Raw genomic sequence first — 13,592 nt, 5'->3', positions numbered from 1 at the left:
CCGAAGTATCGGCTACGCGGCTTCCGATTCCTCTTGCTCAGGTTGTCCAGTGGCGGGGTCGAGACGGGTAAGGACGAGCCGCTTTGCGGCTGTCTCCTTGGTCGGGCGAACTCCCTTGAGAGACGGTTCTACGGACACGGAGAACAGAGAGCGGATGAGTTCGCGCTTGCGGTCAAGGTCGAGACCTTCGAACCTGTCGAGTGCTTCGGCCATGGCTTCAGAGGCCTTGCTCAGCGATGCCTTGCCCTTGCTGATGACGGGAATCTGATCCTGCATCATCGCGGCAAGGGCCATGCGCTGCCCGATGCCGGAAACGATGTTCTCCAAGTGCTCGCGCTCGGTCTGGAGAGATTCCAACTGCCTGATCTTTGACGCTGCGGAAATCTTGGACTCTTCGATGAGTTGTTCGTCCTCGGTGATCTGGGTCAGCCGCGTGTGTGCGTCTCCTGCCTTCTTCCGCTCGTCGGCAGTGAGAGCGAGCATCGACGGGGAAGGCATGGCCAGACGTGAGGCAACGGCGCGGATGACTACGCGCTCGGCAGTGTCGTAGTCGATTCCGAGACGGCACCCGGAGCCGGAGCACTGATACATCATGTAGTGCAGTCCTGCGCGGGTAGTCGTGTGCGATGCCCGTAGCGGGCTCTGGCACTTCCCACACTTGAGGATGTGCGAGAGAAGGTGCTTACGGCCAGTCTCGCCTCTGTGCCTGATCCGCGCGGGGTCTTCCAACTTGGCCTTGAGTGCTCGGAAGTCCGCTTCACTGATGAAGCCTTCCCACGTGCCCGCGCCGTGCTCCACAACAGTCTTCTTCCGGGTTACAGGATCCGTGATCGTGCGTTGCCGGATGCCTGCGTTGCTCCACCTGAGAAGAAGCGTCCGCATGGATGAGTAACCCCATTTTCCGCCACGTGTTGCGGTGATGCCTCTCTCGTTCCAGTCGCGGATGATCGCGCCCAACGAGACACCTGAGAGCACGGCCTGAGTAGCAAGTCCGACCTCTGTGGCTTCGGCCAGATTCGGGGTCATGTCCCTGTTGAAACCGAACGGGCGCGGGCCACCCGGCTGCGGCTTGCCAGCCTTCAAGAGAGCATCGTTAGTGGCGCGCTGCCTCTCCTTCTTGTGCTGAATTTCGTAGAGGGCCACCTGTGCCGCGATGCCCGCGTTAAGCACGCCGGTCGGGGTCGAGAGGTCGAGCGGGTAGCCGCTCCATTCCTGATGGATCGTGATCTTGCGCGGCCCGAACGTGCTGGAGACCCGAAGTTGGTCAATCGGGTGACGATAGAGCCGGTCAGCGTGACGGCAAATCACTGCATCAAAGAGGCCCGTCTCAGCATCGGCCATGAGTCGTTCGAACTCGGGTCGCGGCTGATGCTCAGGATCAGAGGCCGGTCGGGAGTTGTCCGAATAGACGGCTACGACAGTCAGGCCCCGTGACTTGGCCAGTTCTCTGCCGCCGCGCTCCTGATCGGCCACGTTCTCGCCGGTCTTCTTCTTGTCATCGGAAAGCCGGAGGTAGAGCGCGGCCCGCTTGGTCTCTGTGGTCATGTGCACACTCTACGGCTATTCAGTGCAGTTCGGCCACCCGGACTGGGTTCCGATGCAGACCCGGCAGGCCGGGTTGGAGGGCACCGGCGAGATCCGGCTGCGCGATCTCGTCAAGGAGAGCCTGCGCATGCGACCCAGTCGGGTGATCGTCGGTGAGGTCCGCGCCGAAGAGTGCCTCGACCTCCTGCTGGCGCTCAACGCCGGGTTGCCCGGCATGTGCACGATCCACGCCAACAGTGCTCGAGAGGCGTTGGTGAAGATGTGCACCCTGCCGCTCCTCGCCGGGGAGAACATTCAAAAAGGGATATGTAAAGTATCCTTGCCGCGTGCCTCCCGAAACGGGCTTGTCCTACGGACGCGCGAGCCGCGATCCCAAACGACGCGGTGCGAGCGTCAGCACGCAACTCCGCGAGAACGAGCGCTGGGCGACAGCCAACGGTGTCGTCATTACGCACACCATCCGCGACGACGATCGGTCTGCCAGCGCTTATCGGAAGCGTGAGCGTGAAGGCTTCGAGGAGGCACTCGACCTGATTCGCGGGCGAGCGGTTGATGTTGCTCTTGTTTGGGAGATGAGCAGGGCGTCCCGCGATCTGGAGGACTACGTCCGTCTGCGGTCTGCCTGTCACGACGCTGGCGTCCACCTCGTCTACAAGGGACGACGATTCGACTTGACCCGAGCCGATGACCGGCTCTCCACCGGGCTGGACGCGCTCCTGGCTGAGCGCGAGGCTAGCGACATCCGTGATCGCAATCTGAGGACTGTAGCGACCAACGCGGATAGGCGCCGTCCGCACGGCCGCTTACCGTACGGCTACCGCCGTGAGTACGAACCGACCACGGGGGTGCTGGTACGTCAGACCCCGTACTCGGAGGATGATCCGTCCCGACTGTCGCCCGAGGCTCAGGTTCTCGCTGATGCCGCCGCCGCGCTTCTGGACGGTGCCACGCTGCGCGGCATCTGCCGTGACCTCAACGCGCGCGGTGTCCCGACTCCGCGACGGCCGCGGCGTCAGACGCTGGAACACGATCCTGCGGGCGTCGTGACGCTCTGGGAACCGTCGACATTGCGTCAGCTGCTGCGGAATCCGACGATTGCTGGTCGCCGAGTGCATCGAGGCGAGGATATCGGGCAAGCCGATTGGGACCCCGTCATCGAGTACGGGACCTGGCTACGACTGCACGCGCTCCTTGTCGACCCAGCGCGGCTGAGCGTGAGCGCCCCCCGCGGTCCTGAGCCGAGGCATCTGCTCTCCGGCATCGCGCGTTGCGGAGAATGCGGGGCGCGCGTGAAGGCCGCCACTAATCTGTCCCGAATGCCGCGGGCCTATGTCTGCCGCCATGAGGGGTGCATGAGAGTCACAGCGACGGCGAATCGCGTCGACGAACGGATCGAGGAGGTTCTGTTGGCGCTTTTTGAGCGTCCCGACTTCCAGGGTGCCTTGGCGGAGGCGCACAGGCGGCGCGAGACTGCTGCAGCCAAGGGCCCCGACATCTCCTCACGCATATCGGAGCGAGAGTCCGAACTTGAGGAAGTCGAGGCATTGCGTGATTCGGGCGAACTGACCCTTCGAGCCTATGCGGCAGAGACACGGCGAATCGAGGACGCAATCGAGGATCTGCGCGGTCAACAGGTTGCTGCCGTGTCCTCACCTGCCCTGCGACGACTGTTGAGTGCTGCCACACTTCAGGACGGCTGGGCAAATGCCGACCTTATGGACCAGCGCGAAGTGGTCCGCCTCCTGCTCGACGTGACAATCAAGCGGGCTGTGGTTCGTGGCCGCGTTTTCGATCCTGGACGGGTCGAGGTCAAGCCGAGTGCGATGCTTCTTCAGGACGCCAGTGGCTCGGACGACATTCCTTCGCTCTGAGTGGCCCTGGTGGCATCCGGGGCGGGCGACTTGCCGCTCAGGCTTGTCGAGTCTGTTTCGCAGCTGCCCGGAACGAGGGCGCATGGAAGCAGCAAGTTTAGGAGTCGATCGGCGACATTCTCTGGCAGGGCGGGGAAGCGCTCGGCAATCTCGGTCCCGCTCTGAGTCGCGTAGTCGCTCATGCCAACCTCCAGTAGAGCCGCTATGGCGGGCGTAGATGCGCCCGAGCCTTCTGGTCACCTAAGTGCGGCAACCAGGTGAGGGCGATCAAATTCAGCCGGTAGTTTTTTCGCCCGGACACTTGGCGAGTCGGCGTGCTGATCGGGCGCCAAAGGCATGAGATCCGGTTCGGCGGCCGTGGCCTGCGCTGAATGTGTCCGCGTCGCTGGAGGAGTCGACGGCCATCGGGCGAACCTTCGCAAGATCTCCACCTTCAGCACCCCCGAGTGGACATCACGGTTAGCGTCAGGTGCGGTGTCGAACGCTGCTCGAACTGCATTGACCCAGGAGCCGCCTGATGCAAGGTACGAACTGCTCTGCGCGATCATTCGCGTGCGAGTTGGTCGGTGTTCTCAGTGACGCGGATGTTGTGGGCGAGGGGTGAAATTTCGACGCCGGCCGCGTCACGGCGCGAGAGCCCGGGCGGACGAGATGTCGGGACAGGCGCGTGATGCAGCGTTTGACCGAAGGTGACTCTTGTGCGGCTGCTGTGGCTCACTGGCCGTTGCCGCGTCTTGGCTATTGGCAAGGACAACCGTCGTCACCGCCGCGGCAACGGATGTCGCGGCAGCGGTACTTGCACTCGCCGCACGCAGCGACTCCCGCACTGGCGGCGGTACCAGGATTGTTCTGCGAGCGAGGATGGCGGCTGGCGAGACCCAGACGACGTCACCGTCGGGGTGGGGGTCGGCCAGGCCGAGCTCGATGTCGTTGTGGGCACGGATGGAGAGCGCCCGCGCGGGGCCGGTGAGTCCTGGGGTGCTGGCCTTTTCGGCGACGACGTAGGCGAGTTCGGCGCCGGACTCGAGGGCGTGGAGGGACGCCATGGTGCCGCGTTCGAGGCCGGGCCTGGTGGCGATGACGGTGAGGCTCGCCATTGTGGTGGCGTCGTGGGTGAGCTCGCGGTAGGCGGCGCGGAGTTCGGCTGCAGCGCGCATCAGGTTGGGATCCAGGCGGGCGTGAGGGAGAGTCAGGTCCCCCCAGCGGCTGGCGAGGTTGCTCCAAGCACGGCCAGTCTCGGCGATCGCGGGGATGAGCCGGTCGGTGGGCTCGAGGTGGCCGGCGAGTTGTGCGGCATCGACGAGCACCATCGCGGCACCGGCGATGAGGCCTTGGGTGCGTGTGATGAGGACCATGTTGGTCGGCCATGCGTCGGAGGCGAGGGTGCGGTGGGCCTGGATGTCCCATCCTGCGAGGGCTCGGGGGAGACGAGTGTCGTCCTCGATGGGTGCTATGGCTTCGCCCTGGAGTGTCTCGGTGAAGCGTCCGTCGAGGTAGCGTCCGGCGAGTCTCTCGGAGACGGACATCCGGCCAATCCATCCGGTGGTGGGCCGCAGTGCGTAGGCAGAGTGGAGTTGGCTGAGCTGGAGGGGGCTGTCGCTCTCCAGGGACGCCTCGTAGCGTGCTTGCCCGTACTGGTGCAGGGAAACCCCAAGGGCGTGGGCAGATATGTAGAGGGAGTGCATGGTCCGTGCACGGGCGGCCTCGAGGTCGCGGAAGGTCCCAGAGCGATGGAGAGGGATCTCGGCGCCGTAGCGGTGCACGAGGTCGCGGGCTTGCCTGAAAGTTCTGGCCATCTGTGTCAGCCGCGGATCGGGCCGGCTTGTAGGTGGCCAGCTGGTGCGTTGGAGGCTCTGGCCGATCGCCCCGGCGAGAGCGGCGAGGTGGGTGATCGGAACGTCTCGGGGGTAGACGACATCGCGGGGGCCTTGGCCGGGCAGGCTGTTCCACAGCGACGCTGCGGCCGTGACCAGGCCGGGCCAGGCGTGTAGGAGTCGGCCGGCGTCGTCGCCGGTGACGTCCAACAACAGTTGGCGCGCGGAGTGGTCGACGTCGTGCAGCAGCTCGCCTACGGTGCGGATGTCCCGCGAGGTGCGTGGGATCCGCGTGGTGTCGAAGAGCGCGTCGTCGACGTCGGCGAAGCGTGGGTGGTCAGCATCCAAGGCCGCGTGCCTCCCGGATCAGGTCGCACAGGTCGGCCACCAGTTGGGAGCTGTTGACCAGGTCGGGGAGATGCGCAGGAAGTGGCCGGGTGAGCTCCTCCGCGGCCGTGAGCAGTTGCAGTGCGCTCTGGTTGTCGAGGTCCTCGATGTCGACGTCGGGCAGTTGGTAGCCCTCGGGGAGGAGCGCAGAGGCTTGGGCTTGTGCCAGGTAGACGCCGAGTCCCAGAGACTGCAGTGGAGAGTCCGGCTCTGCGTCGTCCCAGACGCGGGATGCGACCTGGTGCAGCAACTGCGTGATGGAGCCGAGGCGGTCCCAGCTGTCGTCGTCACCGAGGATCTTCACCGGGGTGTCCTTTCGGTCTGGGGCGGTCCGGGATCGGGTCTGCTCCATGAAGCCGTCTTCGAGCCGGTTAGTGCTCGCCCGTGAGTTGAGCCTGTGGATAACTCCGTTGGTGTCGGCGGGTGGCCACAGACTGGTCTTGTTCGCCTAAGTCGCGTGGAAGTCGTCGGACGATCACCTCGGGACAAAGTCGAGAGATTCGCACTAGTGCTGACCGATGGAGGTGCTCGAGATGAAGGTTCCGATGACGGTGCTGAGGGTGGTGACCCTCGGGCCGGCGTTGCTGGTGAGTTTCGTGCTCGCCGTGGTCGTGTTCGCTGTGGTTCCACCGTTGCTGGGTTTGGTGCTGTTCCTGGCTTGGGCGGCCGTGTTGGTTGCCTTGGCACTGGGTCAACTTGAGGACACAGCGCTCGGGTTGCTGACCGGATCGCGGCCTGCGTCGGAGGCCGAGGCCCGGGTGATGGCGCCGGTCCTGGCCGAGCTGGGTGGACGCGGCATTGACGTCGGTTCCCTGTACGTGCGACGTGTGCAGCGTCCGCAGACGCCGGTGGCGTTGGCGATCGGGCACCGGGCGGTGGTCATCACGCCGGGACTGGTGGAGGGGACCTACCGCGGTGCCGTGAGTGGTGCGGAGGCCGTGGCGGTGCTGGCGCACGCGGTCGGTCGGCGCCGGGCGATCCGTCCGCGGTTGGAGACTGCGGTGCTGGCAGCCACGACGCCGTGGCGGATGGTGGTTGCCGCGTTCCGCGGTGTGGGCCAGGCGTTCGCCTGGCTGCCGTTCATGCGGGTGGCCTGGACGCTGCGCGGCGTCGTGGGCGGGATCTGCGTGGTGCAGTCGGTCGCTGAGGGCCGGACATGGCCGGGGCTGCTGGGTGGGACGGTCATCGCGCTGACCTATCTGGTGCCGGCGGCCGGCCGCGTGATCGAGGCGAGGGCAGATGCTGGTGCGGACCAGTTGGTGGTCGAGCTCGGGCTGGGCGGGGTACTGGCGGGGCTGCTTCGCCGCTACGGGTATCCGATGACACTCGAGCGACTGCACCGCCTCGAAGCTTCCGCGACGCCGCCTCAGCGGCCGCGGCTGCACCTGGTGCCCGACTGAGCCCGCGCGTGGGCAGTCCACGTGCCTACTCGTCGTCCTCGAAGCCGGACGTGGAGTGGTGAACGCAACCATGTCCGTCACCTGCGTGCGGCTTGTGATTCATGCACGGCAGTGGGCCCAGCCGGTGTGAGCAGTCGACCCAGCGCACCGTCGACTGGCCGTGATCGGCAGGGGTGACCGGCGCGAGCGGTGCAGCCATCGCTGAACACCTCCCGGGGCTATCGGCGCGGGCCGCGACGGCGGCCAAGCTGGGGACGCTGATAGGCGGCGGTGTCGGTGTGGTCGTGCTGACGACCCGATCGGTGGACCTGCGCGATCTCAGCGTCCGGGGAGGGACCGGTGTCGGCCGCCGCGGCTTCCTCGGTGGCCCGGATCTCCTCGGCGCGATGGCGGGCCTCTTCCTCAAGTGCTGCTTCCTCGCGAGCGGTGTAGTCGCTCATGCTGACTCCCTGTGGGATGTCGGAACCGGCACCGGTTGCACCGGTCCTCCTGGTCTCCTAAGTCCGGCCCAGGGGTGGGAGCGATCAGCTGGTCCTCAGCAGTTGCCCCATAGGCCGGACTCGGCGTTGTGGGCGTCCTGTGCGGCCGCGGCGTAGTCGCTCTCGCGGGCGAGCTGCTGGTCGGTGTCGTAGATCCGCGCTGCGCCGGCGTCCAGGAGTTCGCGGGCTGCGTCAGTGGCGGCATCGTCGACGTAGCGCAGCATCCGGCCGTAGCGGTCGATGTCGGGCTGGCCGGTGTCGGTGGTGAGGACGACGGTGCTGCCGACCGGTGTCAGCTGCTTGAGCTGCTCGGTGGCTTCGGTGGCGTAGCACTCGGCCGGCTTCGGGGGATGGGCAACTTCGGGGGCGTCGATGCCGAGCAGGCGGACCCGGCCGAGACCGCCGCCGTCGAGGTCCTCGACGCGCAGCGTGTCGCCGTCGACGACCGCCACGACGCGGACCCGGGTGACGGCACCCTCGGTGCCGCCCGGGTCGGCGGGGGCGCCGGGCAGGTCAGCCTTGATCCCGCCGGCGACGAGGACGGCGATCGCGGCGGTGGCGGTGGCGATGAGGCCCTTCACGGGGCCACCCGCAGCTGGGCCCGAGCACTGGCGACGGGAACCGCCCTCTGCTGCTCGTTGAGGCTGCGGGAGCAGTGGATGTTGGTGGGGATCTGCTCTTCGACGTCGACCCCTCTCGTACCTGCGCGAACCGGCTCCTGGGGAAGGCCGGTGGCGATCTTCGCGGCGAGGTCGCGCAGCGGCGGGGTCTTCTCGATACGCCGGGTGGCCTGCAGGACTGTGGTGTGGTCGCGCTGGAAGTGAGCTGCGATCTTGGGCAGGGTATGCCCGTCCATCCGGGCTGCGGTCATGGCCACGGCCCGGGCGTCGGCGGCCGTGCGAGTGCGGTCGGGTCCCAGGAGGACCTCGGGGGTGGTGCCGAACTCAGCGGCGGCCGCGACGACGGCTTGCTCGATCGGTCCGTCTGGATTGAACGACGACGCAGGCGGTTGCTCGTGGAGGCTTACGACTGTCGCCTCGTCACCGGGTCGGGGGAGCCGGGCGGTGTAGCTACTGTTGACGTGTTGGCTCACACGGGCAGCGGCATCGGTCAGCCGGGGACGTTCGGCAGTGCGGCGTACGGCGTGAATCACCGAGCCGTGGTTCTTGTTGAAGTGCTCGGCGATCGAGGGCAACGACAGCCCGGCCTGGCGGGCGACCGTCATGGCCACCGCGCGGGCGTCGCTGACGGGGCGGCTGCGTTCGGCACTCAGGATCGCCTCCGCAGTGGTGCCGAACATCGGGGCGACGGCGTTGATGGCCAACTCGCACACCGCTGCCGGGCCGGTGGCACCAGAGGAGGCGGGCATGGTCTGCTCAACCTGGAAGGCCAGTACCGTCACGAGGGCCCGCAGTTGGTCGTCGTCGAGCGGTGCGATCAGGTCAGTGATCTGGTCGTGATGGCCGCGGCCGGCGGCATCGAGCACGAGGCCGGCGAGCCGCCGGCCGCCTTGGTCGAGTTCCATGACGTCCTCCCGCCCTTACCTCGTCGGGGCTCCGGCGGCCGGGGCCGCCGCCGTGGGGGCCGGGGCGCGGCCGTGCTCGGCCATGCGTCGGCGGGCGTTGTCGGAGATCTCGCAGGCGATGCCGGTGGCCTGTCGAGCGTTGGCTGCGGAGTGGTCCACGACCTCTTCGAGCAGCCGCACATCCTCGTCCGCGCGGCCGAGCTCTTTGCCAGCGGTCACGATGCTGCGCTCAAGCGTGACCGAATCCAGCAGGGTCGCTGGGGTGACCTGCTGGCAGGCGTGGCGCGCGCCGTCGACGTGGCGGGTTGCTAGGCGCGCCAGGGGTTGGGCGAGCGAGACCATCTCGCTCACAACGGCGATCCGTGTTTTCAGCTGCGCGACATCCCTGGCGAGCTCGGGATCGGAGGCGTCGGTCTCGTTGAGGAGGTTGTGCGCCTCGGTGAGTGAGGCGGAGGCCAGAGTGAGGTAGCCATAGAGTTCGTCACTCTGATGTGGCAGGTCACCGACACGAGTCTGTAGTCGGGCAATGTGCTCGGCTGCGGTGTCGAGGTAGAAGTCGCCGCGGTCGGTGAGTCTCGCCTTGGCCGAGTCGAGTTCGGCGTCGTCGAGCACGCGGAGCGCGGAGTTGATGGTGGTGTGGAGGTCGTCGACCACCCGGAGGGCGCGTCCCATGGCCTGCTCGGCGGCGAAGACGGCATCGGTGGCGTGCAGCGTGGTGTCTTCGGCGGTCATGCCGACTCACCGTCTGCCGCATCGGGCGGGCGCATGCTGCTCGGTGGTGGCAGTACCTCGCGCAGCCGGTCGAGCGAGGCCATTGCCTGCTCGAGGTGGGCTCGGACCTCCTGGACAGGGTCACGGTCGGGCGCGCCGCTGGGTGCATCGGTGGGCTTGCTCACGGACAGCTCCTTGGTGGACTGGTGACATGTCTCAGTCACCAAAGGAAGGCTGGCCGGTCGGGGCGATCACCGCGCCGAAGAAATCTGGATCTGGTCCGGGGGACCTCATCCGCCGCACAACGTCGTGGCCACGGCCGGTTTAGTCCTGGGGTCCGGGCATCGGCTCTTGGTCGTCGTCGATGCCTTGGCTGATGATGTGGGCGGTGGCGTTGCTGGCCGAGGTGAGGTGCTTGTGGAGGTCGACCGCGAGGCCGCGCGCCTCCTCAAGGTGGAGCCGCGCGAGCCCGATCGCCATCGAGGGGTCGGTCTCCTCAGTCATGGAGTCCATGCTGAGCACCTGGTGGGTCAGGGTCTGCTGAAGCGCTCTGGATAGCTGTGAGAAGGCTTGGGGGAGCACGGCCGCGATGTCGGCGAACTCGGCGAGCTGGTCTGAGGTCTCGGATGGGATCTGGTCTCGTACCCACATCGTGGCTCGGTTGAAGCTGTGGACGTGTTCGCGGGCGGCCGTCGCGTGTCCAGTGGCCTGACAGTCGTCGTTGTTGTCCATCCATCGCTCCTTCTGCCCGTGATGGGGTTCTGGTGTCCGAAGTGTCGCTGATCGCGGCGGCGCTCGCACGGAGGTCATCGCTTGCCTGTGGATAACTGGGCAGGGCTCCCAACTGTGCGGATGGGCGGGAACCTGGGCGGCCATGGACGACCAGGCGGCATTGCGCGGCGATCGCGGTAACGGCGTGGGTTGAGGCGCCCGCTGCCGTGGAGGTCTACGGGCGGGGCATGGAACGCTTACTACGATCCCACGGTGGCATCGCTGTCCGCGGATGACGACGAGCTGCTCGAGGAGTGGCCGACCTCGGACCTCCGAAGCCTCGTACCGCTCCGCTACCCGAGGTCACGGCGCCGACTCGGCCCGGCACAACCGTCCGATCGCCGTAGCCGTGTGTCATCAGGGCAATCGCGGGGTGTCGTTGTCGTCAGGCGGCCGCGGGAGTTGACTCCTCTCCTGCGCAGCACCGGGCAGCTCAGGACGGCCCGTCGGGTGCGGATCGACATCCGGACTCCAATGGCTGCTGGCGGCGTGCTCGCGCAGATAGTCGCGCAGGCCCGGGAGGGTGAAGTTGACCAGGCCGTGGCCGCGGGGCTCGATGACCTCCGCGGCGATGAGCCGCATCCGGTACTGGCCGGCGTAGGCGGGACTGACCCCGAGGCGGGCCGCGATGTCGGCCATCCGGCTCGAGCTGTCGTCGTGGGCCATCGCGGCCAGGAACGAGCGGTCGACATCAGAGAGGTCGGCCAGGGCGCTGGCATGCACAAGCTGGCCGACCTTGCGGCGCGCGTGGTCAACGCCTCGACGGGCCTGGTCGGGGTCGATCACAGTGGCGGCGCTGTCGGCTCGCCAGACGTGCAGTCCGACCAGCTGGATCATGAACGGGTACCCGCCCGTGCCGGTGACCGCGATCTGTAACGCCTCGGGAGTGATGTCCCTGCCTGCTGCACGGATGGGGACGGCGAGCCCTTCAGTGACTTCCTCGGGTCTGACCGTGCGGAGGTGACGCCGGTCGGCACGACGCAGAAACGTCGAGACCTCGTCAGAGAGCAGGTCGTCAACCGCCGACGGAAGGCCGGCACCAACGAAGGCAACATTGCGGCGCTCGCGGAACGCATGCTGGATCGTCATGCCGAGCTCACGCAGCTCCCCGACGCCCTTGCGGTGAACCTCATCGACAGTGATGAGGACGCCGCCCCGCTCGCCCAGAACGTCGGTCAGCAAGGTCAGTTGGGACCGGAGCCCAGCGCGGGGAGCGTGCCTCTCGGAGACCTCCCGGTCGGCGCCAAAGCCACCCGGGAGGGAGACACCGGTCAGATGCGACGTGGTCTGCCGAGGGTCAACGTCGGCCAAGAGGCGGGGCAATTGCTCATGAATAATGCGGTCAATCAGGTTCGGCGTCGCGGTCTCGGAGATCACCAACCAGCCCTCGACGCCGGCGACGTCCTCGTAGGCGTTAAGCATGACCGTCTTCCCGGTGCCGCGCAGCCCGGTGACGAGGGTCGCGCGCTCTGGTGACCCTGGACCGTCTCGGAGGCCCTCACGGAAGTCCTCTAGATCGCTGTCGCGACCGACAAGGAGCGGCGGACTGGTCCCGAAGGTCGGAGTGAAGGGGTTCACGTCAGGCACTCAATTCATCCTCTAGAAATCGTTTAAATGTGCCCTTCCTCGATGGGCCGGCTTTAGCGGTCTTTAAACCCTTTAAATCTCTGGGGGACACATGATTCAACGCCCGACACTCGGCGGATACAGAGAAGGGGTGCCGCCTGCGGCCGCGGTCGAGTCGTCGATGGGCGGCCTGGCCGGGGATCCCGGTTGGCGAACCTGCCGCGGTCGTAGTTGCGAGGGGTTCACAGAGTCTGTCGGCGAGTTCCTCGAGATCGACTGACAGCACCTGTTCGAGGATGTCGGCGATCCTGGTAAGGGAGCCATCGCACTCCTCGACCAGGTTGGCGGCGAGACGATCGAGGGCGCGGTTGCCCTGGGCGGTGAAGGTGACGACGCCCGGGACCGGCTTCTCGGCTGGGGAAGTGCTCATCAGATCCTCCTTTTTGGTTGATCACCTAGGGCGACCATGAGTCCCGGAGCGATCAGGATCCTGCGATCCATATCGAACCGACCGCCATTCGGCCGAGTTCCAGCCAAAAGTCCCCAGACCGCCTGTCGCGCGGTGCCCGTGCCCGCCCTCACACCTGGTCACTCGTCGACGTCGCAACTCGTACGCGGGCGCCAGGCTCGCTGGCATCGGTGTGCGTTCGATGGCGAGCGGAGCCTCTCGTCGCAACGTCTCGGCACGGATCGCTAGTGTTGGGCGGCGATGAGTACCGGAGTCGATCCTTCAGCGCTGCGCTCAGCCCGCGAGAAGGCGGGCCTGACCCAGCACGAGCTCGCGCGACTCATCGGCGCAGCCGGCGGGGAACGGGTGTCGCGCTGGGAACTCGGCATGTCCGAGCCCCGGCCGGACTTCCTGGTCAAGCTGGCACGCACCCTGCGGATCCCTGCCCTCAGACTGATCCACTTCGAGGGCGACATCCCCGATCTTAGGGGGCTGCGACTCAAGGCCGGGCTCACCGGGCCGCAACTGGCCTCACGCACCAACCTTTCGATGCCGACCTACCTTCGCTGGGAAGCCGGTCAATGGACCCGACTCCCGAGCATCGTGATCATCGAATCCCTGGCGAAGGCAGTCGACGAACCAGTCAGCGTTGTCGTGGCCGGCTTCCGCGAAGCGCAGCGACTCAGGGAAATCCGGGCCAACCCGAACATCTGAGGACCTTTACCCACGTTGATCTTTCTCCACAGGGAAAGAACTGCGTCAGGCAGAAACTGGACGTTTGTGGTGCTATAGATCCCTAGCGTTCGGTACGCGTCAGAGCTCAGTTCCATCGGGGGAGCGGGCCGCGGCCACTCTCGGACGAAGGACTCGGGCGATGACATCTCGGAATCCGGCACTTGTGGATAACTTAATAGGTGGTCAAACAGCACTAGTGTTGTTCTATCGACTTGTGAGCGAGGTGATCGCTCCGGCCCACGTGAATACGTAGGTGATCGAGAGACGAGAGGACTCGGCTGATGTCGCTGGACACCACCCCATACCCGCAGGCGGGCGGACCACCGCCCCCACCGATCGC

At 66.5% G+C, this 13,592-nt stretch carries 14 protein-coding genes and 1 pseudogene; 4 read left to right on the top strand and 11 right to left on the bottom strand.

The genetic code is table 11. From position 1 onward, the window contains the following. Positions 1-12: 12 nt before the first annotated feature. Positions 13-1,545: a recombinase family protein gene (locus tag NJ4_RS01580; RefSeq protein WP_067429125.1), complete on the bottom strand. Its 1,533-nt coding sequence runs from the start codon at positions 1,543-1,545 to the stop codon at positions 13-15. On the opposite strand from NJ4_RS01580, the pseudogene NJ4_RS25460 reads away from it, so the two are divergent. Beyond that, a pseudogene (locus tag NJ4_RS25460) lies at positions 1,544-1,840 on the top strand (ATPase, T2SS/T4P/T4SS family); the annotation flags it as partial. The gene NJ4_RS01580 and the pseudogene NJ4_RS25460 sit on opposite strands and share 2 nt — an antisense overlap. Positions 1,841-1,871: 31 nt before the next feature. After that, positions 1,872-3,416: a recombinase family protein gene (locus NJ4_RS01570; protein ID WP_157550571.1), complete on the top strand. Its 1,545-nt coding sequence runs from the start codon at positions 1,872-1,874 to the stop codon at positions 3,414-3,416. 623 nt (positions 3,417-4,039) lie between these two features. Here the strand turns inward: NJ4_RS01570 and NJ4_RS01565 are convergent. Then, positions 4,040-5,578: a hypothetical protein gene (locus NJ4_RS01565; protein ID WP_067429117.1), complete on the bottom strand. Its 1,539-nt coding sequence runs from the start codon at positions 5,576-5,578 to the stop codon at positions 4,040-4,042. Further along, positions 5,568-5,921: a hypothetical protein gene (locus NJ4_RS01560; protein WP_157550569.1), complete on the bottom strand. Its 354-nt coding sequence runs from the start codon at positions 5,919-5,921 to the stop codon at positions 5,568-5,570. The genes NJ4_RS01565 and NJ4_RS01560 overlap by 11 nt, the downstream gene beginning before the upstream one ends. A gap of 229 nt (positions 5,922-6,150) precedes the next feature. On the opposite strand from NJ4_RS01560, the gene NJ4_RS01555 reads away from it, so the two are divergent. Next, the gene (locus NJ4_RS01555; protein ID WP_157550567.1) at positions 6,151-7,017 is read left to right on the top strand and encodes a hypothetical protein; all 867 of its coding nucleotides are present in this window, start codon (positions 6,151-6,153) and stop codon (positions 7,015-7,017) included. 218 nt (positions 7,018-7,235) lie between these two features. On the opposite strand, the gene NJ4_RS01550 is transcribed toward NJ4_RS01555, so the two are convergent. The 8 genes from NJ4_RS01550 to NJ4_RS25455 form a co-directional block, all read right to left on the bottom strand. After that, the gene (locus NJ4_RS01550; RefSeq protein WP_067429109.1) at positions 7,236-7,457 is read right to left on the bottom strand and encodes a hypothetical protein; all 222 of its coding nucleotides are present in this window, start codon (positions 7,455-7,457) and stop codon (positions 7,236-7,238) included. Positions 7,458-7,552: 95 nt separating this feature from the next. Further along, positions 7,553-8,077, bottom strand: coding sequence for a thermonuclease family protein (locus tag NJ4_RS01545; RefSeq protein ID WP_067429106.1), 525 nt, complete (start codon positions 8,075-8,077; stop codon positions 7,553-7,555). Then, a complete protein-coding gene (locus NJ4_RS01540; protein WP_067429105.1) occupies positions 8,074-9,021 on the bottom strand; it encodes a helix-turn-helix domain-containing protein in 948 nt (315 codons plus the stop codon). The genes NJ4_RS01545 and NJ4_RS01540 overlap by 4 nt, the downstream gene beginning before the upstream one ends. A gap of 15 nt (positions 9,022-9,036) precedes the next feature. After that, positions 9,037-9,753 (bottom strand): hypothetical protein, encoded by a 717-nt coding sequence (locus NJ4_RS01535; protein WP_067429103.1) that lies wholly within the window; start codon positions 9,751-9,753, stop codon positions 9,037-9,039. After that, entirely contained in the window at positions 9,750-9,917 is a 168-nt protein-coding gene (locus NJ4_RS01530; RefSeq protein ID WP_157550565.1) for a hypothetical protein, read from the bottom strand. The genes NJ4_RS01535 and NJ4_RS01530 overlap by 4 nt, the downstream gene beginning before the upstream one ends. A 139-nt stretch (positions 9,918-10,056) precedes the next feature. Next, positions 10,057-10,464 carry a hypothetical protein gene (locus NJ4_RS01525; RefSeq protein WP_067429096.1) on the bottom strand — a complete coding sequence of 136 codons (408 nt, stop codon included), beginning with the start codon at positions 10,462-10,464 and terminating at the stop codon, positions 10,057-10,059. 396 nt (positions 10,465-10,860) lie between these two features. Beyond that, positions 10,861-12,081, bottom strand: coding sequence for an ATP-binding protein (locus NJ4_RS01520; protein WP_082748070.1), 1,221 nt, complete (start codon positions 12,079-12,081; stop codon positions 10,861-10,863). A gap of 1 nt (position 12,082) precedes the next feature. Continuing rightward, positions 12,083-12,499, bottom strand: a complete 417-nt coding sequence (locus tag NJ4_RS25455) for a hypothetical protein (protein WP_157550563.1) — start codon at positions 12,497-12,499, stop codon at positions 12,083-12,085. A 279-nt stretch (positions 12,500-12,778) separates the two neighbouring features. Here NJ4_RS25455 and NJ4_RS01515 point away from each other — a divergent pair, with 279 nt between their 5' ends. Further along, positions 12,779-13,231, top strand: coding sequence for a helix-turn-helix transcriptional regulator (locus tag NJ4_RS01515; protein WP_067429091.1), 453 nt, complete (start codon positions 12,779-12,781; stop codon positions 13,229-13,231). The last annotated feature ends 361 nt before the right edge of the window (positions 13,232-13,592 follow it).

Origin of the sequence: Nocardioides jensenii JCM 1364 = NBRC 14755 (assembly GCF_001552535.1) — a bacterium.
GTDB lineage: Bacteria > Actinomycetota > Actinomycetes > Propionibacteriales > Nocardioidaceae > Nocardioides > Nocardioides jensenii.
This window is presented reverse-complemented; position numbering and strand designations above follow the sequence as displayed.

What these genes read in the sequence shown, in the direction of transcription:
- NJ4_RS01550 (WP_067429109.1), bottom strand. Translation starts at nt 7,457, where the DNA reads ATGAGCGACTACACCGCTCGCGAGGAAGCAGCACTTGAGGAAGAGGCC.
- NJ4_RS01540 (WP_067429105.1), bottom strand. Translation starts at nt 9,021, where the DNA reads ATGGAACTCGACCAAGGCGGCCGGCGGCTCGCCGGCCTCGTGCTCGAT.
- NJ4_RS01555 (WP_157550567.1), top strand. Translation starts at nt 6,151, where the DNA reads ATGAAGGTTCCGATGACGGTGCTGAGGGTGGTGACCCTCGGGCCGGCG.
- NJ4_RS01535 (WP_067429103.1), bottom strand. Translation starts at nt 9,753, where the DNA reads ATGACCGCCGAAGACACCACGCTGCACGCCACCGATGCCGTCTTCGCC.
- NJ4_RS01580 (WP_067429125.1), bottom strand. Translation starts at nt 1,545, where the DNA reads ATGACCACAGAGACCAAGCGGGCCGCGCTCTACCTCCGGCTTTCCGAT.
- NJ4_RS25455 (WP_157550563.1), bottom strand. Translation starts at nt 12,499, where the DNA reads ATGAGCACTTCCCCAGCCGAGAAGCCGGTCCCGGGCGTCGTCACCTTC.
- NJ4_RS01515 (WP_067429091.1), top strand. Translation starts at nt 12,779, where the DNA reads ATGAGTACCGGAGTCGATCCTTCAGCGCTGCGCTCAGCCCGCGAGAAG.
- NJ4_RS01525 (WP_067429096.1), bottom strand. Translation starts at nt 10,464, where the DNA reads ATGGACAACAACGACGACTGTCAGGCCACTGGACACGCGACGGCCGCC.